This window comes from Butyricicoccus sp. AM78-15b2TA (assembly GCF_027665985.1).
Lineage (GTDB): Bacteria > Bacillota > Clostridia > Oscillospirales > Butyricicoccaceae > Agathobaculum > Agathobaculum butyriciproducens.
The window spans coordinates 1-21,343 of sequence record NZ_JAQEHY010000010.1; the positions used below are offsets into that span (position 1 = coordinate 1).

Consider the following 21,343-nt stretch of genomic DNA (forward strand, 5'->3'; position numbering starts at 1 on the left):
TTCGTTGTTCTTAACCGCTCATCAACAGCTTATTTAGTATACCGCAGTATACGCCTAATGTCAACACTTTTCTTCAACTTTTTCAAAAAAATATTTTACAGGAAATTTGTACACTCTATACATACCTATATAAATATGTCTCCCCTGTACAAATGCCCTGAAAATAAAACATCACCTGCCGCTGTACGCCGACAAGCACGGAAAATAATGCAGCGCACCATCTTCCCTATGATATTTCAATATTCAGTTGTAATCTTTATCGCATATTACTAACTTCTATACCGTATTTTTATCATTTCCACAGAAATTATGTGCTACTTTGTGCCTTTTCCGCTGTAAACAATATGTATCGCACATACAAAAAATTTTTCCTTTATCAAAAATCACATCCAGAGTTAGCTTCTCCTAACTCACTGCAGGATTTTGTGTACTTTTTGTGTTGTTTATGTGATGCGGGCGTTCTTTCCTGTAAATATCAGGATTTGACAACACAAAATCTTTATGATATTTTATTACCTACTTATGAGTTAGCGTATGATAACTCATTGTGATCACGCTCCTTTCCTATGGAAAGGAAATTTTTTACCGGTATGGTTAGCCCAGTCTAACAACAAGGAGGAAAATATACTTGAACAAAAAACGTACCCTTGCGATGCTTTTGGCAGGAGCTATGCTCCTGCCAGCGAATGCATTCGCTACCTCGCCTGAAGATTTTACCGATTTCCCAACCGACTGGTCCGCAGCTGGACTGCGCAGCGCTGTACAGAACGGCCTGCTGAACGGCTCAAACGGCCAGATTAACAGCTCCGGCCTGCTGATCCGTGCCCAGATGGCTGCTATCGTCAACCGTGCCTTTGCCGCTCGCAAAACATCTGATCTGTCGGTTTACAGCGATGCAAACACTTCCGCATGGTATTATAATGATCTCGAACTGGCCGTTGCCATGCGCACATTTCAGGGTGCAAACGGCAAACTGAATCCCGAAGCGCCGATCACCCGTGAAGAGGCTTTTGTTGTCCTCGCGCGTGCATTTGCACTTGAAAGCGGCGATACGTCCGTTCTGAACAATTACACCGATGGTGCTTCTGTCTCTGCATGGGCACGGAGCAGTGTAGCTGCATTGATTGAAAACGGCTATGTCAACGGTGCAAATGGTAAGCTGAACCCGAAAAACAGCATCACCCGTGCAGAATTCGCCAAGGTCATCAGTGAGATGGCCAGCACCTACGCCGATGCAGACGATTCTCTGTCTTCCACGGTGGACGGCAGCGTTATTGTGCGTGAAAACGGCGTTTCCCTGTCCGGCAAGACCATCAACGGCGACCTTATCATTGCAGACGGCGTCAGCAGAATCGACCTGACGGGTGTTACTGTCACCGGCCGCATTGTACTGCGCGGCGGCGAAAGCGGTGTAACCTTCAAGGACACCAAGGCCGGCAAGGGCATTATCGCCAATACCGACATTGCGGTTTCCGGCTCGGTTGACAGCATCACAGTCGCACAGGGTGCTGCCATTACCGTAAACAGCGGCGCGTCTGTCGGTTCCATCAACGTCAACGCAGAAGGCGCAAAGATTACCGGTGCAGGCAAGGTTGAAACCGTAAAGGCGAACGCCGATAACGTAACCGTTACCACCACCGGCACCAAGGTGACTGCCGCAAACGGCGTTTCCGGCGTCAAGGCAGGCAATAAATCGGTTGCCGCAGGCAAAACCGAGACGGTCGGCGCGGCAGCTTCCGGTGGTGGTTCCTCTTCCGGCGGCGGTTCGTCCTCCGGCGGCGGCTCCTCTTCCGGCGGCGGTTCATCCTCTGGTGGTTCGGTTGCACAGCAGAGTCTGGTCGTACCCGAGCAGACCAAGCTCATCGACATGAACACCGTTCAGCTCGGCGCACTGGGTCAGTTCGTTGTTGTCCGCTTTGAGGACGGCAACACGCTGGATAACTGCACACTGACCGTTGACGGCACCGAAATCAACGCCGGCTGCTCCAAGGTTTCCACCGACGGCAGCATTGTCAAGTGGCAGTCCACCGTACTCGACCCGAGCACGCTGACCGTTACCAATAAGACCACCGGCAAGACCCAGACCGTCAGCCTCGGCGGCAAGAACACGGTAAAGCCGACCGTTTCCGGTGTACCAGTCGATTACTACTTCCTTGCAAACGGTCCGGTTTACGTCTGGGATTATCACCAGACCAACAAGGACGCCGCCGGTAAGGTGCGCTATAATCCGACCCACACCACCATTGACCTGAAAACCGCCTCCAATTCGGTACGTTTCTACTCTCCGGACGCTGTTCTAAGCGAATCCGACGATAATCTCTATCAAGTTTCCGGCGAAGTACAGCTTATGTTCAACTATGCCAACGGCACCGACGCGGAAAAGGCGTTTGTGGACGGCATTACGAGCGTTGTACTCGTGCAGGACGATGAAAGTAACAGCGTGCTCAATAGCAATTTGAAGTGGAGCCTCAACAAGGCGCTGCCGCACGGTGTTGACGGCGCTACCGTTGCGTGCATCACTGTCCCGCTCGGTCAGTCGAACTTCTTCTCGAACGGTCGCTACAAGCTGCGCGTGGTATCGAACGGCAATGCCGAGCTGTTCCCGATCCATGTGGTAAACGAGAAAACGCCGTCTCTGGTGCTGAGCGATACCGGCGCATACAGCGGCGTGAACACGCATTTTACGGTGAAGGATATGCTGTACGGCATCACCCAGCCGATTTACCGCGTAGAACTGCAGTATGCGGGCGATTCCGAGGTACAGGTGCTCAATAAGTTTGACGACTGGTATCTCATCGGCGATACCTTCGTGCTGTATAACGATACTACCAACCATCTGACGCACAGCGGAAAGTATACGCTGACCATCTACGCGAACGGCTTCAAGTCGTTCTCCCAGACCTTCTATGCCTACGGTGCAGATAAGCAGTCGGTTTCTCCGGCGGCGCGTGCCGCAGCGGCAGGCGTAGACGCGCTTTCCGCAGCGACCAGCGGCGGCGGCGGTGCCTCCTCGGATTCCGGTTCTGAAGGCGGCAGCAACACCATGAACGCAAATCTGGTATTCAGCGCCGACCTGCTGACCAACGCGAAGATCGTGGAAAAACTGGGTCTGGACAACGCCAATGCAGCCGCTATCTCCGAGCGCTGGGACAATATGCTCCATGACGCGGTTTATTATGAAGGCGCAGATAAGGTTTACACCAGCGCAGGCTTCTTCGCTGCCGCAAACACCGCGCGCACCGAGGACAAGCTGCTCACCTTTGCGGAGTATGTCACCTCTGAGAACGCAGAAACCACACGCAACCGTCCGTATGCGGTAAAGAAGGTGCTGGAGGATAATCTGCTCGGCGAAACGACTTCGTTCAGCGAGGCGTCCTCTTCCGCAGCTCCTGACCTGACTCTGGTCAAGGAAGTGACCAAGGACGGTCAGACAAGCTACCAGTCCATCAGCGAAGTAAATGAGGGTAAGGACGCAGTTCTGCTCGTTTCCGGCAGCAAGGCAGCGGCATATCTGGAAAAGCTGAAAGAGGATAACAACAGCCAGCTTTACCTCAATACCACCTCGGCGCTGAGCAAGGACGTATACTCCATCGACACCGAGAAGAACACCATCACCATCAAGGCTGATAAGCTGAAACTGGGTGATAATGACCTGAAGCTTGTTGTAGAAAACTATCAGCCGGTTAAGCTGACGCTGACGGTAAATAAAGTACAGGAAACTGTTTCTCTGTCTGCACCGAAGTCGATTGAACTCGGCAATGATGTTACGATCACCTGCAACAGCGCAGACCATGTAGATGGCGTTTGCGATTTCTTCAAGTATCTGAATAAGAATACCGCTGTTCGCATGACCGGTCCTGATGGCACGACTCGCAATGTACTGCCGGATGGTCAGGAAGGCTCTAATCTTGGTTGGAAGGTCAACGGCAATACGCTGACGATTGGTGCAAACCTGTTTAAAGAGACGCAGTTTAACAATGCAACCGGTACCTACACGCTGACTCTGGCTCCGGATTATTACACTGAGCAGACCGTTTCCTTTGAAGTAAAGGCTAAGGATAACTCTGGTAATACTGAGGTCACCACTAAGGATGCACCGACTCCGACAAGTGCTGAAAAAGATTTCTCCCGTGATTTCAAGATTACCTTCGGCATGAATAATGACGATTACATGAAAGCCATTACTTCAATTAAAGTAAACTCAACTTCTTACACCTCTGGTTCTGTATGGAACAACAATAAGTATTTTATTGCAGTTACCGATGGCTTGATTTCTCTCGGTAACTCCGCTTTCACCGAGGACAACAATATCGTTACCATCACCGCTACCGGCTATAAGGAACTGACGGTTACCATCACCAAGGACGGCAATCTGGTTGACAATGATAACAGCAACTCCGGCAATAATTCCGGTAGCAATCCCGGTGGCAACGGTAACGCAGGCGAAACTACTCAAAAAGATTATCCCAGTAACATGGGTTTCAATTATGGTGGTACACTCTATTTCGATCAGGGCGGTTCTAATGCAGCCGCAGAGCCTTACCTTAACAGTATTACCAAAATTACGCTGAATGGTAAAACACTTTCTCCGATGGATAGTTCCAGTTGGTGGATTAAAACCGGAGAATATAATGTAAAATCAAGTTCTACCGATAAATACATCGAATTTTACTCGCAGGACTTTTCCGAATCCGAGAACATTCTGGTTATTTATGCCGATGGTTACAAAGATATGACGCTCAAAGTCAACAAGGGCGGCAGTAAAATCATCGAGTAACCCCCAACAAAAAAGGAAACCCACCCGGGTTTCCTTTTTTCTTACCTATATTCCCTCAGCAGCGCCTGACACCCTTCCAGTAAATCCTCCCATACAACATCAAAATCGCCGGTATACCACGGGTCAGCGACCTCTTTGCCCTGTCGGTCGGTAAAATCCAGCAGCAAATACAGCTTGCCGTCCGGATCGCCGCCGCAAATGCGCTGCATGGTGCGCAGATTGGACCGGTCCATGCCAATCAGCAAATCAAACCTATCATAATCTGCGCGCGTCATCTGCCGCGCCGCATGCTGCCCGCACGGGATTCCCTGCTCAAGCAGCTTGCGCCGCGCCGGCGGATACACCGGATTGCCGATCTCCTCACGGCTGACAGCCGCCGATTCAATCTCCCAGTCATCCGCGACGTCTTCTCGCTTTACCAATTCCTTCATGATATATTTTGCCATCGGACTGCGGCATATGTTGCCGTGGCAGATAAAAAGTATCCTCACCCAAACGCCTCCTGCTGTTTTTCTCCATCATATCACACAGAGTCGCAATCGTCACGCAATTTCAAAACCCCGGTGCTCCCACCATTCCTGTGAACGGCATGCGCGCCTCGTTTTTTCCGTGCAAAACAGTACCCCGCCGAATGGAATTATACTCGCTTTCCATCCGGCGGGGTACTCAATTATGAGGAGTTGTTCTTCATATTGCGGAAGTTGCGACCCTGCAATTCGCCAGCCGGTATCGAAGCCGTTACTCGACGGTGCTGTCCGCGCCTTCCGCGTTGTCTGCTGTGCTTATACCATAGCAGATTTTCGATCAGCCGGAACGTCTTTTTCACGAAATGCAGTTTTAGGGGAATGAAATGCAGAAAGGCCCTGCCCTAAAGCGAGAAATTGTCAGCCGTGTCGTTATGCAGATTCTTAATAAACAGGCATGAAAAAAGGTTTCCCGATGGGAAACCCTTTCATTTACAATTTTACGGCCGGTTAGAATGTAGGCAGATTCTTTTTCCATGCGCCGGACTTATAGAAGAACACCGACAGACCCGAGCCGAGGAACCAACCGATCGGCCAGCTGAGCCAGATACCGTGCTCATTGCCGACCACATAGAACAGTGCAATAGACAGCACCACGCGGATAATCAGGTCGGAGAACGTCGTTACCATGAACGGACGCATTGCGCCGGCGCCGCGCAGGACGCTGTCGCATACGAACTTGGTGCATACGACCAGATAGAACGGCACAACCGTGAACAGGTAGCCTCGTGCGACATCAATAACACCGGAGGCACTGCCCGCCGGAACGAACAGGCTGATGATCTTGTTCGCAAACGGCAGATAGATCGCCATAAACACCACGGACAGGCCGAGCGAATACACCGCACCCCATTTGAGACCCGGACCGATGCGGTCCATCTTGCGGGCGCCGATATTCTGCGCAACGTAGCTCGACAGACCCGAAGCGAACGACATGCAGCAGGTCAGCGCAAACTGGTTGACGCGGTTTGCCGCCGAGAAGCCCGCGATGACGGTCGCACCGCACAGGTTGATGTAATACTGGATGACAACATTGCCGACCGATACGAAGCTCTGCTGTGCGATAGACGGCACGGCGTAGTTGGTCAGGCGGCGCAGCATTTCAGGTGCGAACAGCACGAAATGGTTGCCCGTATCAAACGAGCGCACGCGGCGCAGCAGCAGCACAAACGCCAGAATACCGGACGCGCCCTGCGCAATAAATGTCGCCCATGCAACGCCTGCAACGCCCCAGTGCAGACCGGCAACAAATACCATATCCAGAATGACATTACCGACCGAGGACAGTACAAGCAGGATCAGCGGCGTTCGGCTGTCGCCCATGGCATTGAAGATACCCGTACACACGTTATAGATAAACAGGAACAGCAGACCAAACACATACACGCGCAGATACAGTGAGCCGTCCGCAAAGATATTCTCCGGCGTGGACAGCGCATTCATAATGCCCGTCGTGCCGACAGCGCCGATCAGCGTCAGCAGCAGCGCTACCGCCGTAGTGGTGAGCAGTGCGGTCGAGATGGCGGTCTTCATGCGCAGATAACGCTTTGCGCCGAACAGCTGCGAGACGAGCACGCCAGTACCGATGTTGATACCGGTTGCGACCGCAACGAACAGCTGTGTGATCGGATAGCTGGCGCCGACGGCGGCCAGCGCCAGCTCACCGGCTTCTACAGTTTCGGCAAAACGGCCTACGATGATGGAGTCAGCCATCTGGTACAACTGCTGGAACGCGACGCTGAGCAGCAGCGGAATCGAGAACCAGAACAGCTTCTGTGACGTTTTTCCGACGGTAAGGTCAGTGGTCAAACGGGATACCTTCTTTCGGGAGTCTGCTTATCCGGTTTTGGCCGGATAAAATGGTTTTTTTTGCAATTTTATGCTCTCCCCGAAGGGAGAGCATAATTTTACGACTTTAATTGACGTTGTTACGCCTTTTTCTTCTGCCGTGCGGTAATAACCGCAATAGTGAGCACCAACAGTACCGCACCTACGCCAAGCGCCAGAATGCCGTTTCCGGTCACACCGCCGACGAGGAAGCCGACAAAGCTCATCGCCGCGATCATCAGCGCGTACGGCATCTGCGTGGAAACGTGATCAATGTGGTTGCACTGTGCACCTGCGGATGCGAGGATGGTCGTATCCGAAATCGGCGAGATGTGGTCGCCGCAGACCGCACCGGACAGGCAGGCTGCCACGGTCATGACCAGCATGGTGGACGGTGCATCGCCGAATACCGCAATAGCAATCGGAATCAGGATGCTGAACGTGCCCCAGGAGGTACCGGTCGCAAAGGCCAGACCGAGCGCGATGAGGAAGAATACCGCCGGCATGAACATACCGATGGTGGATTCCGCATTCACCACAGAGGATACGAAGCCGCCGATGTTGAGGTACTCGTCGCGGCACACACCGGACAGCGTCCACGCGAGCGTCAGAATCAGGATGGCCGGAACCATTGCCTTGAAGCCCTCGGTAAACGCCTCGCAGAACTGACCGAAGGACAGAACCTTGCGCGGAATGTACAGCACAAAGGTGAACAGCAGCGTGAAGAACGAGCCGAGCACCAGTGCGGTGGAAGAATCGCAGTTTGCGAACGCCTCAACGATGTTCGCGCCTTCCAGAATGCCGCCGGTGTACAGCATGCCCGCAATGCAGAGCACGATCAGTACGCTGATCGGCAGGATCAGGTCGTAAACCTTGCCCGAGCCGGCTACAACGTGAGTCTCCTCAATCAGAGAGAGATCATCATCCTTATGCGCAAGCTCGTACTTTTTCATCGGGCCGAAGTCGAAATCAGCAGCCATCAGCCAGATGAGGAACGCCAGCGTGAGCAGCGCGTACAGGTTCAACGGGATGGTCTTGAGGAACAGCGAGAAGCCGTCCAGCGTGCTCGATTCCGGCAGGGACGAGCCGACCGCCGCCGCCCACGAGGAGATCGGCGCGATGATGCAGACCGGAGCCGCCGTTGCATCGATGATGTACGCCAGCTTTGCCCTGGAAATGCTGTACTTGTCCGTCACCGGGCGCATGACCGTGCCGACGGTGAGGCAGTTGAAGTAATCGTCCACGAAAATGAACATTCCGAGGAACGAGGTCGCAAACGACGCGCCGCGCCGGCTGCGAATGGTTTTGACCGCCCACTCACCGTATGCGCGTGATGCGCCCGATTTTGTGATCAGTGAAACCAGAATACCGAGCAATACAAGGAAGATACAAATATTGATATTATCTCCCAATTTACTGCCCATGATGGTGAAAGTCGTCTCGACGGCTTTCAGCGGATGGAAGCCCGTATAGAGCAGCGCACCCGAAAGAATACCGATCATCAGCGAGGAGTAAACCTCCTTCGTGATCAGTGCAAGCGCGATCGCGATGATCGGCGGCAGCAGTGTCCAAACAGTTGCCGTAACGTCCATTCCTTATTTCCCCCTTATACACAGACAAATCATGTCCGCAATTCCATTCTATTTTATATGGATTTAACCGGATTTACAAGTGCTAATCCTGTTTTTTCCGTCCGAAAGGATATTTTTGTGCAACTTGCAATGGTTTAACGTCATAAATCGTGTTTATAGCGACACCATTCCGCAATCACCTGCCGCCGAAGTGCCAGCACGCCCGCCAGATTAGGCAGCGCCATCAGGCCGTTGAACGTGTCGCTGAGCGCCCACACCGGCTCAAGCCGCATCATGCAGCCCGCTGCCGCCGCCAGAAGAAAGGCCGCCTTGTAGACCGGGATTACCCGCTCCCCCATCAAATAGGCCGCTGCACGCTGCCCGTAATACGACCAGCCGAGCAGGGTCGAGAATGCAAACAGCGCGAGCGACACCGCAACGAAGCCCCCGCCGAACCGTCCGAATACGGTTGAGAACGCCTCTGCGGTAAGCTGTGCACCGGTTGTCAGCTGAGAAAGCAAAGGCGTTCCGGACGCGAGCGCGTAGCGACTTACGTCGTATACCCCGCTCGTGAGAATGACGAACGCGGTGACACTGCACATCACAATCGTGTCGAAGAACACCTCAAAAACCGCCCACATCCCCTGTTCACACGGCTCTTTTGCGTCTGCGGCAGCATGCACCATGACGGACGAGCCCAGTCCGGCTTCATTTGAAAATACGCCGCGCGACACACCCGCCCGGACGGCCTGCGTCATGCCGTAACCGAGCACGCCGCCCGCGCCTGCCCTTGTATCGAACGCCATCGAGCAAATCTGCGCGAACGCCTGCGGCAGATTCGCTCGATGCACCCACAGCACAACGACCGCGCCGCCCATGTAGAACAGCGCCATGAACGGCACGAGTGTTTCCGTCACGCGGGACAGCCGTTTGAGGCCGCCGAGAAGCACCGCGCCGAGCAAAACCGCTGTCACCGCGCCGACGATCCCGCTCGGTATGCCGAACGAGCCGGAAAGTCCCTGCGCGATTGAGTTGCACTGGCTCATGTTGCCGATACCGAACGATGCCAGCACACAGAACAGCGCAAAGGCTCCCGCCAATAGCGGACTGCGCAGACCGTTTTTCAGGTACAGCATGGCTCCTCCGCGCCAGCTGCCGTCGCTTCCCTTTTCACGGTAGAGCATGCCGAGCGTGTTCTCTGCGAACGCGGTCATCATGCCGACAAATGCGCTTACCCACAGCCAGAATACCGCGCCCGGACCGCCGAGCGTCAGCGCGGTTGCCACACCGGCGATGTTGCCCGTGCCGACCGTCGCGGCAAGCGCAGTGCACATGGCCGCAAACGGAGAAACGCCGCCGCTTGTCCGTCTTGCAGCACCGGTAAAGCAGGAAAACAGTGTTTTCCGCAGCCAGAGCATGCAGTACCGCACCTGAAAAACTCCGGTCACCGCCGTGAAGTACAATCCGGTGCCAAGCAGCAGAATCAGCATGGGCGCGCCCCATATCAGGCCGCGCAGCCGCTCATTTACTTGTAAGATATCGTCCATCGGCATCCCACCTCTCCCCTGTTCCGCATTATATGAACCGGATTTCAGCGGCAGAACGCCCATAATGACTCATTTCTAACGACTAATTCCTACTTCAAACAACAGAAAGCCGCCCAGACAGGCGGCTTTCTGTTATTTGCGAAATTATTCCATCAGACCAACGCAGTCGAAGTACGGCTTCTCTGCGATCTTGTCCTTATTCTCCTTGAACAGCGTGTGACCGAGTGTGATGACCAGATAATCTGCCTTGAGAACCTCCTCGAACGATACGTTCGGGATGTTCTGCACATCAGTGTCCTTGGCAAACGGCTCGCACGCGATAACCTTTACGCCCTTTTCCTGCAGAATGTGGCACAGCTCGATGGACGGCGACTCACGCAGATCGTCAACGTCCGGCTTGTAGGACAAGCCAAGCACGCCGACCGTGTCGGTTACCTTCTTCATTCTGGCTACAACCTTGTCAGCGACGAAGTGCGGCTTGTTCTCGTTGCGCTCGCGTGCCGCAAGGATAACCTTAGCCTCCGCCGGGAACTGCTCATAGATAAACCACGGGTCAACTGCGATGCAGTGGCCGCCAACGCCGACACCCGGGGTCAGGATGTTAACGCGCGGATGGCAGTTTGCCAGCTTGATCAGCTCAAATACGTCAATGCCCATCTTGTCGCAGATAACGGACAGCTCGTTTGCGTAAGCGATATTGACATCACGGAAGGTATTCTCGGTCAGCTTGCACATTTCGGCGGTCAGGTCGTCGGTCTTGTGAACGACACCCTTCTCAAGCACCTTCTCGTAGATGGATGCCGCCATTTCAGCAGCCTCCGGCGTGCGGGCGCCGACGATGCGGTCATTGTTCTTCAGCTCGTACATCATGTTGCCCGGGATAACGCGTTCCGGACAATGTGCAACGTGAATCTCATTCATCGGAATGCCGGATTCCTCGCTCAGTACACGCGCGAGCATCTCGGAGGTGTGCGGCGGCACGGTGGACTCCAGAATGACCAGATTGGACGGCTCGAGCACCTTGCCTGCCATACGTCCTGCAGACTCTACAAAGCGCAAATCAGCCTTGTGGCTGCCGTTCTCGTCCTTAAAAAACGGCGTCGGCACCGAAATATAAAATACATCGGACTTGCCAAGCTCTTCGGAAAAATGCAGATGACCGTGTGCAACAGCCTTTTCAAAGGCTTCCTGCAGACCCGGCTCTACAATATGGATATGACCGCCCTGCAGGGTTTCGATGGTCTTTTTGTTTACGTCAAAGCCGCAGACCTCAAAACCTGCCTCAGCCAGCGTGATCGCCGTCGGCAGGCCGATATAACCCAGTCCCATGACAGTAATTTTCATAATTTTCGTACCTCGTTCAGCATAATCTTCTTACATTATACCACTTTTTTCACGGAATTCAACGTAGTGTTTGAATTTTCACCGAAAAGAGTCTATAATGATACTATCGTTCGTTTATGCAAGTATCATAAACGGCAATCGGAACCTTTTATCTTCCGATTGCATATACTGCTTTATACCCCTAAAGTTTGGAAGGGATACTATGATTTTTAAGGGATTGCTCGAGGATGCACGCTCGATCCGGGACCGTGACCCGGCAGCACGCACCACATTGGAAGTTGTTTTGCTCTATCAGGGCTTTCATGCCCTGTTTTACCACCGTCAGGCGCATTGGCTGTACACGCACAAGCATTTCTTTCTTGCGCGTGCACTGTCGCAGTTTGCACGGCATATGACCGGTATTGAGATCCACCCGGGCGCCAAGATCGGCAAACGCCTGTTTATTGACCACGGCATGGGCATCGTTATCGGTGAAACCGCCGAGATTGGTGATGACTGCACGATTTACCACGGTGTAACGCTCGGCGGTACCGGTCATGACACCGGCAAGCGTCATCCGACCATTGGCAACAACGTGCTCATTTCGACCGGCGCGAAGGTTCTCGGACCGTTCAAGGTGGGTGACAACAGCCGTATCGGCGCGAATGCTGTCGTACTGCAGGAGGTTCCGCCGGATTCCACGGTTGTCGGCATCAAAGCGCGCGTTGTCAAGATTGCCGGTCAGCGTGTCGGTCCGTCTCCGGCGTATGCACTCGACCAGGTCAATCTGCCGGATCCGCTTGCACAGGAGCTGTGCCGTCTGCAGAACCGTGTTTACGCCAACGAGCAGAAGCTCAAAAAGGAAGAGGAACGCGAGCGCGAAGCCGACAAATAATACACATAAAAACAAGCCCTTCGGTGCAAACTGTCACCGGAGGGTTTCTTTTATGAAAATTTCAGTGAAATATGCGGTCACAGGTGCACTTTCCGGTGCAGCAAACGGATTTTTCGGGGCGGGCGGCGGGTTATTTCTCGTACCGCTGCTGATTTCCTGGTGCGGCATGGAGCAGAAGCGCGCGTTTGCGACCTCAGTCGCGGTAATTTTCCCGCTGTGTGCGGTCTCGGCGGTCATTTACTGGCTGAAGGGTGGTCTGCCGATTGCGCAGGCGGTGCCGTATCTGCTCGGCGGCGCGGCAGGCGGCGTGCTGGCCGGAAAGCTATTCGGCAGGGTAAAGGCGGACTGGCTGCGCCGTGCATTCGGCGTGTTGATTCTCTATGGCGGCATCCGTGCCGTCCTGCTGCTGTGAGCGCGGTACTTGCGGTCGCAATCGGTCTGCTGACCGGTATTTTAAGCGGCTTTGGCATTGGCGGCGGCTCACTTTTGCTGCTGTATCTGACACTTTTTGAAGGGACAGGGCAGTATCAGGCGGGCGGCATCAACCTGCTGTATTTTCTCTCGTGTGCGCCTGCAGCGCTGATTTCGCACCGCAAAAACGGACTCATCGAAAGGGAAGCGGTCAAATGCTGCGTACCGGCAGGCGTGGTGACCTCGGTCCTTGCGGCGCTGCTTGCCGCAAGAGTGGACACCGATCTGCTGCGGCGTGCTTTCGGTGTAGTTTTACTCTATATCGGCGTAAAAGAGACCTTTTTACGCAAAAAATAACACCTTCCTCACCAAATGTGAAGAAGGTGTTGCTTTTACTTATACTTCTGATACTCGCCGACGGCAAGTTCGTCACAGCGGTTGTTATACGGATTATCCGCGTGACCCTTGACCCAATGGAACCGCACCTCGTGTTTATCCAGCAAATCGAGCAGACGACCCCAGAGTTCCGGATTTTTTGCGGGTTTCTTATCGCTTTTAACCCAGCCGCGCGCACGCCAACCCTTGGCCCAGCCTTTGGTAATGCCGTCAACAACATATTTGCTGTCCGAATACAGATCGACCGAGCACGGCTCCTTGAGGGTCTCGAGGGCGGTAATTACACCGAGCAACTCCATGCGGTTGTTCGTGGTGGACGGCTCGGAGCCGGAAAGCTCCTTTTCCGCCTTACCGTACTGCAGGATTGCACCCCAGCCGCCGGGACCCGGATTGCCCGAGCACGCGCCATCCGTGTAAATGGTTACAGTTTTCATTGGTTTTCTCCTGTGAGAGTGTTAGGCAATACCGCATAATTGAACAAGAGCGATTTGCGATCAAATTTTGCGTACTGATGAGGCGCGAATTTGCAGCAATACTTGCCGTATTGCAAGAAATCTCGGCAGCGCGGACGGAACTCGCGCAAGGAACCGAAGCCAAAATCAGGGCGCAAAATTTCCGCAAAGCGCCGCGGCAGCGCGACCGGAGCCTGCGCAAGGAGCCGCGGCTTTAATTGTGCGGTGTTGCCTTTAGATAGTGAAAAGGTGGAATACCTTTGTTGCCAACTCGGAGGCTAGGATCGCTGCCAGCATCACCGGAGCCACCCAGCGCACCATAACGCGGTGCAGCTTTTCGCGGTGGAACGAACCGGCGCCTTCCTTTACCTCGTTTGCGATGACCTTGGTGCCGACTACATGACCAATCAGGATGCAGGTGAGCAGCGCCACGATCGGCATGAGCACGGAGTTGGAAATAAAGTCAAAGAAGTCGAGGAACTGCATGCCAATAACGGTAATCGTTGCCCACGGACCATAGCCAAGACAGGACAGCATGCCAATGAGCAGGCAGCTTGCCGTAATAACGATGGTAGCCGTCTTGCGCTTCATGTGTGCCTTGTCCATCAGCACGGAAACCAGTGTTTCCATCAGCGAAATGGAGGAGGTCAGCGCCGCAAACAGCACAAGCAGGAAGAATACTGCGCCGATAATGGTGCCAAACTTCATGGAGTCGAATACCATCGGCAGAGTGATGAACATCAGACCCGGACCGCTGTTTACCTGAGACGGATCGCCGCCGTTAAACGCGATAACCGCCGGAATGATCATCAGACCGGCCACAAACGCGAACAGCGTGTCGAAAATCTCAATTTGGGTGACAGAGTGCTCAAGCAGATTTTCCTTCTGCATATAGGAGCCGTAGGTGATCATAATACCCATTGCCAGCGACATCGAGTAGAACATCTGTCCCATCGCGCCAAGCACGGTAGATACCGAAAACTGCGAGAAATCGGGCAGAATATAATATTTCAGACCCTGCAGTGCACCCGGAATGGTCAGCGAGTAGATTGCGATAACGATCGCCAGAATGGCGAGAATCGGCATCATGATACGGCTCGCCTTCTCGATACCCTTTTCAACACCGAAGATAACGACAATGGTGGTCGCCAGCACGAACAGGATGAACCACGGGGTCGGTCCATTTAAGCTGAAAATCGTCGAGGACAGCGAACCCGCATCGTAGCCAATGAAACTGCTGAAAAATCCGCCGTTGTCGGCCGCCTCCAGTGCGTTGCCGCTGATAAAGGTGAACAGGTATTTCATAACCCATCCGCCGATAACACAGTAATACGGCGTGATGATGAACGGCACGAACGCCGCCAGCCAGCCGAGGAATCCGAACCGCTTATCAAGCGCCTTGTACGCACCGATACAAGACAGACGGGTCTTTCGTCCGATGGCAATCTCGGTAATCATCAGCGAAAAGCCGAACGTCAGCGCGAGAATGAGATACACCAGCAGGAAAATACCGCCGCCGTACCGTGCCGCCAGATAGGGGAATCGCCAAAGGTTGCCCAGACCTACCGCCGAGCCTGCCGCCGCCAGCACGAAACCAATTCGGCTGGAGAAGCTGCTTCTCTTTTTTTGTTCCATGTTTTGTGTTTTACTCCCTTACATACAATATCTTTTAGCCTGTTCGAAATGACAGCCATAATGAAATAAAAGTATTTTTATTGTACCATATCCGAAAGTTTTTCACAAGCTGTTTGCAGGAAAAGTCCATTGTGCTATAATATCTTTTATCGGATATGATCGTTTTATCTGCCATAATTTGAAAGAAACGGCAGCATTCCCTCCGCAGAGCGGGCTGCTTTCTATCATTTAAGCATATATGAAAATAAACCATAAATGAGGTGTATTGACATGAAAAAATACAAATTCGGTGTTCTCGGTGCCGGCAACATGGGTACCGCCATCGCGGAAGGCGCAGTGCGCGCAGGCCGTTTCACGCCTGAGCAGGTTCTGATGTTCAACCGCAGCGAGGAAAAACGCGCCGCTCATGCAGCCAAGGGCTACGCCGTCACAGGTGACTATACCGAGGTCTACGCAGAAAGCGAGATCGTGCTGCTGGCCGTCAAGCCGCAGAATTTCGACGAAATCCTGCCGAATCTGGCGAAATTTGAAGGGGAAAAGCCGCTTGTCGTATCCATTGCCGCAGGCGTGACCTTCGCCAAGCTGGAGGGTGCGCTCGGCGCGGACACCGCAATGATCCGCGTGATGCCGAACACACCGCTTATGCTCGGCGAGGGCGCAACCCAGCTGGTTAAGAATGCGGCCGCAACCGACAAGCAGCTGTCCGAACTCTGCGAACTGTTCAACACCATGGGCGTTACCGTCACGTTTGAGCAGGAGAACATGCTCAACGAGGTCATTCCGTATGCCGGTTCGGCTCCGGCGTACCTGTATGCCTATGCGGACGCGTTTGTGCAGAGCGCGAAGCAGCACGGTATCAACGAGGACGACGCGCTGACGCTCATCTGTCAGACCATGATCGGCTCGGCCAAAATGCTGCTGCGCCGTGATAAGACGCCGGCAGAGCTGATCCGCGCGGTGTGCTCGCCCGGCGGCACCACCATTGAGGGTATGAAGGTGCTTGAGGACCGCGATCTGTACGGAATCGTGTCGGAAGCCTGCGATAAATGCATTAAGCGCGCCTATGAGCTCGGCTAAATGTGCCATTAGCATTGACTTTACCCCGTCCGTATGGTAAAGTATAGGCAAAGCACTTAATCGGCATTTACGCTGTATTTTGTTTAATTGATTTTTATTATGACAATAGTTCCGCATCATTTGAGAGGGAGTGGATACCGTGAAAAATTCTACCAAGGTGAAAGCAGGTCTGCTGCTGACCAGCCTTGCCTGTGCAGCCGGTGCTACCGCAGCGCTTGTCATGCTTCAGAAAAAGCGTGAAGAGGAAGTTTACCACGAGGCTGAACTGAAGGCCATGGATGAGCTGGAGGAAATGATGCGTGCCGAGTCCGACTGTGCCTCCTGCGCATGCGCAGAGGAGTGTGCGGATACTTCGGTATATCAGGACGCATTTGACGATGCGCCCAAGGCAGCTGAACCGGCGGCTGAGGAGCCGCAGGCTGAGGCCGAGGAAGAGCCGGAAGCCGAAGAGGACTAACCCAATGTTACCAGCAAACGGACGGAATACTCCGTCCGTTTTGTTTATCCAAATAGCTAAAATAAGGAGTTTTTACCCATGATTGAATACGAAGGCAGAGTTTTTCGTCCGCCCTCTGAGGCATACAGCCTGATTGTGCAGGTCACCATCGGCTGCAGCCATAACAAGTGCACCTTCTGCGATATGTACAAGGAAAAGCGTTTCCGCGTACGCAAGCTGGAGGAGGTCAAGGCTGATTTTGATGAAGCACGCCGCATGTACCGCCGTGTCGGCCGTATTTTTCTGGCAGACGGCGATGCGCTGATGTGCCGTCCCGAGCACATGGCCGAAATCCTGCGCTACATCAAGAAGGTATTTCCGGAGTGTGAGCGCGTTACCAGCTATGGCTCTCCGGCGTCCATTCTGTGCAAAAAGCAGGAAGATTTGAACATGCTGCACGATTTAGGTCTGGAGATGATCTATCTGGGTCTGGAATCCGGCTCGGATGAGGTACTGCGCCGCATCAACAAGGGCGAAACCGCCGATGAGATCGTTCGTGCGGGTTTGATGGTCAAGGAAGCCGGCATGAAGCTGTCCGTTACCTGCATTGCGGGTCTCGGCTCGCTGGAGCTGAGCGAGGAGCACGCCATCAAGACCGCAGAAGCACTCTCCCGCATGAAGCCGGAGTACATTGGCCTGCTGACCCTGCTGTTTGAGCTGCCGACACCGCTCATGCGCGACTGGCAGGAGGGCCGTTTCTACCTGATGAACCCGATTGAAATCGCGCACGAAACTCTCATCCTGCTCGAGCATATCGACTCTGAGGGCAGTGTTTTCCGTGCAAATCACGCGTCTAACTACGTTAATCTGGCGGGCACGCTCAATCAGGACAGGGAAGCCATGTGTGCACGTCTGCGCAAGGCACTTGAGGGCAAAATCAAATTCAAGAGCGAGCAATACCGGGCAAGATAACCAATTTAATGCAACTTAAATTGTGATAATCCGCAAAATTGTTAACATTCTGTGTTGTTTGCGTTACAATTTTCAAAAAAGCGAGACAATGTGCAAAAAGTGTGCTATACTAGCTTTAATCGTGAAAAGCGGAGAGGATGCTTTTCGGGTGTTAAGAAGTTGTTAATTTAATATTTACTGTTAGTATTAACATATGTTCCGTCTTGGAGGACTGATAAATGGATTCCGTATCCCACATTCGCGTTGCAAATCTGCTGATGGATTACGTTGAGCAGACCTGCGGCGTGACCTTTGATCAGAGCGGTTTTATTTACGGCAATCTGAAACCGGATCTGACCGGTACTTACCTCACCAAACGCCATAACCCGTCCATTATGATGGATGAGGTGATGGAAAAAATCCGCACTTTTACGCACAAGTATACCATCGGGCGTACCAACGGACGCGAGCTGTCGGTCGATCTCGGCGAAATCTGCCACTACATGACCGACTTTTTCACCTACCCGCACAACGACGATATCTACGAGCACAATCTGCTCGCACATTATGTTTATGAAAAGCGCGTTGCACTGGTAATTCGCCGCCGTATGACCGAAGATAAGTTTGAGAAATGGGCAAGTCCCATCATTCCGCCCACGACCGTGGACACACTCGTGAACCGCATTTCAACGATGCACGAGGCCTACCGCACTTCGACTAAGCCGCATGGCATCAACGACGATTTGCAGCATATCTGCATCGCTACCGCTACCGTGGTGCTGTCTATCATCAGCATCGTTTACGAGCAGGTCGAGGATACTGCAGTCGCTACCGCGTAAAACTGTATAAGTCAAAAAACCGCCTTTACAGGCGGTTTTTCTGTTTTTTCAGGCACAAAAAGACGAGTCCAAACGGACTCGTCTTTTGCTGTTTATTCTTCGGTGGACTCTGCGTTTTCAGCGGATTCAGAGGTTTCTTCCTCGGCTTCTGCCGGGTCTTCCTCCTCCTTGTCCGTGCGGGCAATCGAGATAACCTTCACGTCCTCACCGGTGCGCATTACGATAACGCCCTGCGAGCCGCGGCCGCATTCGCGGATCTCCTCAACGCCGGTACGGATGATAACGCCATCATCGGTGATGATCATAACGTCGTTTTCGCTGTCTACAACCGCGATGCCTGCCACCAGACCGGTCTTTTCGGTCAGGTTATGCAGCATCATGCCGCCGCCGCCGCGATGATGCACGGTGAACTCCTCGACCGGGGTACGCTTGCCGTAGCCGTTCTCGGTGATGGAGAGCACATATGCGTCCTTGCGGGCACGCGCCGCACCGATAACGTAATCGCCCTCGGCCAGCTTGATGCCGCGCACGCCGGTAGCCACACGGCCCATTGCACGAACCTCGTTCTCATCAAAGCAGATAGCCTTGCCCTCGTGGGTGGCGATTAGGATGTTCTGCTCGCCGTCAGTCAGGCGAACGTCAACCAGTGCGTCGTCCTCGTTGAGGTTGAGCGCACGCAGACCCGCGCGGCGGATGTTCTGCAGGTCGCTCAGCACGATGCGCTTTGCAATACCCTGACGGGTGACGAAGAACAGGAACTTATCGTCCGCAAACTCCTGAATCGGGAACATTGCGGTGATTTTTTCGCCGTTTTCCAGTTCCAGCAGGTTAACAATGTTCATGCCCTTAGCCGAACGTCCGGTCTCCGGAATCTGATAGCCCTTCAGCTTGTAAACCTTGCCGCGATCCGAGAAGAACAGGATGGTATCATGCGTGGACGCGGTGAAGATATCCTTTGCGAAGTCCTCCTCACGGGTGCTCATCGCAGAAACACCGCGGCCGCCGCGGCGCTGTGCGCGGTAAACCGAGGTCGGCTGGCGCTTGATATAGCCGAAGTGGGTGAGGGTGTACGCGCAGTCCTGCTGCTCGATGAGGTCCTCAATGTCGATCTCGTCGGCCACATTCTCAATGCGCGTATGACGCTCGTCGCCGTACTTCTGCTTGATCTCCTGCAGTTCCTGCTTGACAACAGCAAGAATATTCGCATCGCACGACAGAATTTCCTCAAAGCCTGCAATGCGGCTCTCGAGGTCCTTGTACTCGTCGTTGATCTTCTCCTGCTCCAGACCGGACAGGCGGCCCAGACGCATATCTACGATGGCCTGCGCCTGCGGCTCGTCGAGGTGGAACTCGAAGTGCTCCGAGCCGTCCACGATGCCGAGCAGCGCAATCTGATCAATCCAGAACGGCTCTGCCATCAGGTTTTCCTTGGCTTCAGCTTCGTTCCTGGAAGCGCGGATGATGGCAATAATACGGTCGATATTGTCGGTTGCGACCTTGAGGCCTTCCAGAATGTGTGCACGGTCGCGCGCCTTCTTGAGATCAAAACGTGTGCGGCGCTCGACAACGTCCTTCTGGAAGCCGATATACTGATCGAGAATCTGGCGCAGCGTCAGCACACGCGGCTGCAGCTTGCCGCCCGCACCCGGCACGAGCGCGATGTGGATCATCGAAATGGTATCCTCAAGCTGAGAGTAGGTGAACAGCTGATTGAGGATGACCTGCGCGTTCGCGTCACGGCGGATATCGACCACAATCTGCATGCCTTCACGCGAGGAATGGTCCTGGATATTCGTGATACCCTCCACGCGCTTATCCTTGACGAGATTTGCCATAGACTCGACCAGACGCGCCTTGTTGACCATGTACGGAATCTCGGTGATGATAATCTGGCTCTTGCCGTTCGGCAGATCAACAATTTCGGTCTTTGCGCGAACCTTGATCTTGCCGCGGCCGGTTGCATAAGCTGCACGGATGCCGCTGCGGCCCATGATAACGCCGCCGGTCGGGAAGTCCGGGCCCTTGATAAACTGACAGATCTCGTCCATCTCGGCTTCCGGATGGTCGATGACATAGCAGGTACCGTCAATGACCTCGGAAAGATTATGCGGCGGGATGTTGGTCGCCATGCCGACCGCGATACCGGACGAGCCGTTCACCAGCAGGTTGGGGAAGCGGGAAGGCAGTACGACCGGCTCCTGGCGCTCCTCATCGAAGTTCGGCTGGAAATCGACCGTGTTTTTCTTGATATCCGCCAGCATGTAGTTTGCCAGCTTGGCCATGCGGGCCTCGGTGTAACGGTAAGCTGCCGGAGGGTCGCCGTCCACGGAACCGAAGTTGCCGTGACCGTCGATCAGCGGATAGTGCAGCGAGAACGGCTGCGCCATACGCACCATCGCGTCGTAAACCGATGCGTCACCGTGCGGATGGTAGCGGCCGAGCACATTACCGACGGTCGTTGCCGACTTGCGGTAGGGCTTATCCGAGGTCAGGCCGTCCTCGTACATGGCGTACAGGATGCGGCGGTGTACCGGCTTGAGGCCGTCGCGCACATCCGGCAGCGCGCGGCCGACAATAACACTCATTGCATAGTCGATATAACTTTTCTTCATCTCACGTTCGAGATCGACCTGCATGATTTTCTGCTGTTCGTATTCTTGACTCATATTTTAATTTTGCCTC

The 21,343-nt window shown here is 53.8% G+C and carries 16 protein-coding genes; 8 read left to right on the top strand and 8 right to left on the bottom strand.

Annotated features, from left to right (window positions below; translation table 11 throughout):
• The first annotated feature begins 628 nt into the window (after positions 1 to 628).
• A complete protein-coding gene (locus tag PGS25_RS10020) occupies positions 629 to 4,777 on the top strand; it encodes a hemoblobin-interacting domain-containing protein (RefSeq protein ID WP_270418530.1) in 4,149 nt (1,382 codons plus the stop codon).
• 41 nt (positions 4,778 to 4,818) lie between these two features.
• On the opposite strand, the gene PGS25_RS10025 is transcribed toward PGS25_RS10020, so the two are convergent.
• From PGS25_RS10025 to PGS25_RS10045, 5 genes are all read right to left on the bottom strand, one after another.
• Positions 4,819 to 5,268, bottom strand: a complete 450-nt coding sequence (locus tag PGS25_RS10025) for a low molecular weight protein-tyrosine-phosphatase (protein WP_270418532.1) — start codon at positions 5,266 to 5,268, stop codon at positions 4,819 to 4,821.
• A gap of 483 nt (positions 5,269 to 5,751) precedes the next feature.
• Positions 5,752 to 7,110: an MATE family efflux transporter gene (locus PGS25_RS10030; protein WP_118646646.1), complete on the bottom strand. Its 1,359-nt coding sequence runs from the start codon at positions 7,108 to 7,110 to the stop codon at positions 5,752 to 5,754.
• A gap of 119 nt (positions 7,111 to 7,229) precedes the next feature.
• Positions 7,230 to 8,720 (bottom strand): Na+/H+ antiporter NhaC family protein, encoded by a 1,491-nt coding sequence (locus PGS25_RS10035; protein ID WP_118753692.1) that lies wholly within the window; start codon positions 8,718 to 8,720, stop codon positions 7,230 to 7,232.
• A gap of 140 nt (positions 8,721 to 8,860) precedes the next feature.
• Positions 8,861 to 10,246, bottom strand: coding sequence for an alanine/glycine:cation symporter family protein (locus PGS25_RS10040; RefSeq protein ID WP_270418535.1), 1,386 nt, complete (start codon positions 10,244 to 10,246; stop codon positions 8,861 to 8,863).
• 144 nt (positions 10,247 to 10,390) lie between these two features.
• The gene (locus PGS25_RS10045; RefSeq protein ID WP_270418536.1) at positions 10,391 to 11,590 is read right to left on the bottom strand and encodes a nucleotide sugar dehydrogenase; all 1,200 of its coding nucleotides are present in this window, start codon (positions 11,588 to 11,590) and stop codon (positions 10,391 to 10,393) included.
• A 97-nt stretch (positions 11,591 to 11,687) separates the two neighbouring features.
• Here PGS25_RS10045 and epsC point away from each other — a divergent pair, with 97 nt between their 5' ends.
• From epsC to PGS25_RS10060, 3 genes are read left to right on the top strand one after another with little or no spacing between them, the layout of a single operon-like run.
• Positions 11,688 to 12,464, top strand: coding sequence for a serine O-acetyltransferase EpsC (gene epsC / locus PGS25_RS10050; RefSeq protein WP_270418537.1), 777 nt, complete (start codon positions 11,688 to 11,690; stop codon positions 12,462 to 12,464).
• Between the two features lie 52 nt (positions 12,465 to 12,516).
• Positions 12,517 to 12,876: a sulfite exporter TauE/SafE family protein gene (locus PGS25_RS10055; RefSeq protein WP_117750623.1), complete on the top strand. Its 360-nt coding sequence runs from the start codon at positions 12,517 to 12,519 to the stop codon at positions 12,874 to 12,876.
• Positions 12,873 to 13,232: a sulfite exporter TauE/SafE family protein gene (locus PGS25_RS10060; protein ID WP_118761403.1), complete on the top strand. Its 360-nt coding sequence runs from the start codon at positions 12,873 to 12,875 to the stop codon at positions 13,230 to 13,232. Before PGS25_RS10055 ends, PGS25_RS10060 begins: the two co-directional genes overlap by 4 nt.
• Before the next feature lie 35 nt (positions 13,233 to 13,267).
• Here the strand turns inward: PGS25_RS10060 and rnhA are convergent, their stop codons facing one another.
• Together rnhA and PGS25_RS10070 are read right to left on the bottom strand one after the other, a co-directional pair.
• Positions 13,268 to 13,705, bottom strand: coding sequence for a ribonuclease HI (rnhA, locus tag PGS25_RS10065; RefSeq protein ID WP_110435770.1), 438 nt, complete (start codon positions 13,703 to 13,705; stop codon positions 13,268 to 13,270).
• A gap of 252 nt (positions 13,706 to 13,957) precedes the next feature.
• Entirely contained in the window at positions 13,958 to 15,358 is a 1,401-nt protein-coding gene (locus tag PGS25_RS10070; protein ID WP_118479704.1) for a sodium-dependent transporter, read from the bottom strand.
• 270 nt (positions 15,359 to 15,628) lie between these two features.
• On the opposite strand from PGS25_RS10070, the gene proC reads away from it, so the two are divergent.
• From proC to PGS25_RS10090, 4 genes are all read left to right on the top strand, one after another.
• Entirely contained in the window at positions 15,629 to 16,435 is an 807-nt protein-coding gene (gene proC / locus PGS25_RS10075; protein ID WP_118479706.1) for a pyrroline-5-carboxylate reductase, read from the top strand.
• Positions 16,436 to 16,574: 139 nt separating this feature from the next.
• Entirely contained in the window at positions 16,575 to 16,892 is a 318-nt protein-coding gene (locus PGS25_RS10080) for a hypothetical protein (protein WP_117750626.1), read from the top strand.
• Between the two features lie 81 nt (positions 16,893 to 16,973).
• Complete coding sequence (locus PGS25_RS10085) at positions 16,974 to 17,843, top strand: radical SAM protein (protein ID WP_442865270.1); 870 nt, start codon at positions 16,974 to 16,976, stop codon at positions 17,841 to 17,843.
• Between the two features lie 218 nt (positions 17,844 to 18,061).
• Complete coding sequence (locus PGS25_RS10090; protein ID WP_118360546.1) at positions 18,062 to 18,661, top strand: zinc dependent phospholipase C family protein; 600 nt, start codon at positions 18,062 to 18,064, stop codon at positions 18,659 to 18,661.
• Positions 18,662 to 18,753: 92 nt separating this feature from the next.
• Here PGS25_RS10090 and gyrA read toward each other — a convergent pair whose 3' ends face one another.
• Positions 18,754 to 21,327, bottom strand: a complete 2,574-nt coding sequence (gyrA, locus tag PGS25_RS10095; protein WP_118360547.1) for a DNA gyrase subunit A — start codon at positions 21,325 to 21,327, stop codon at positions 18,754 to 18,756.
• Positions 21,328 to 21,343: the final 16 nt, after the last annotated feature.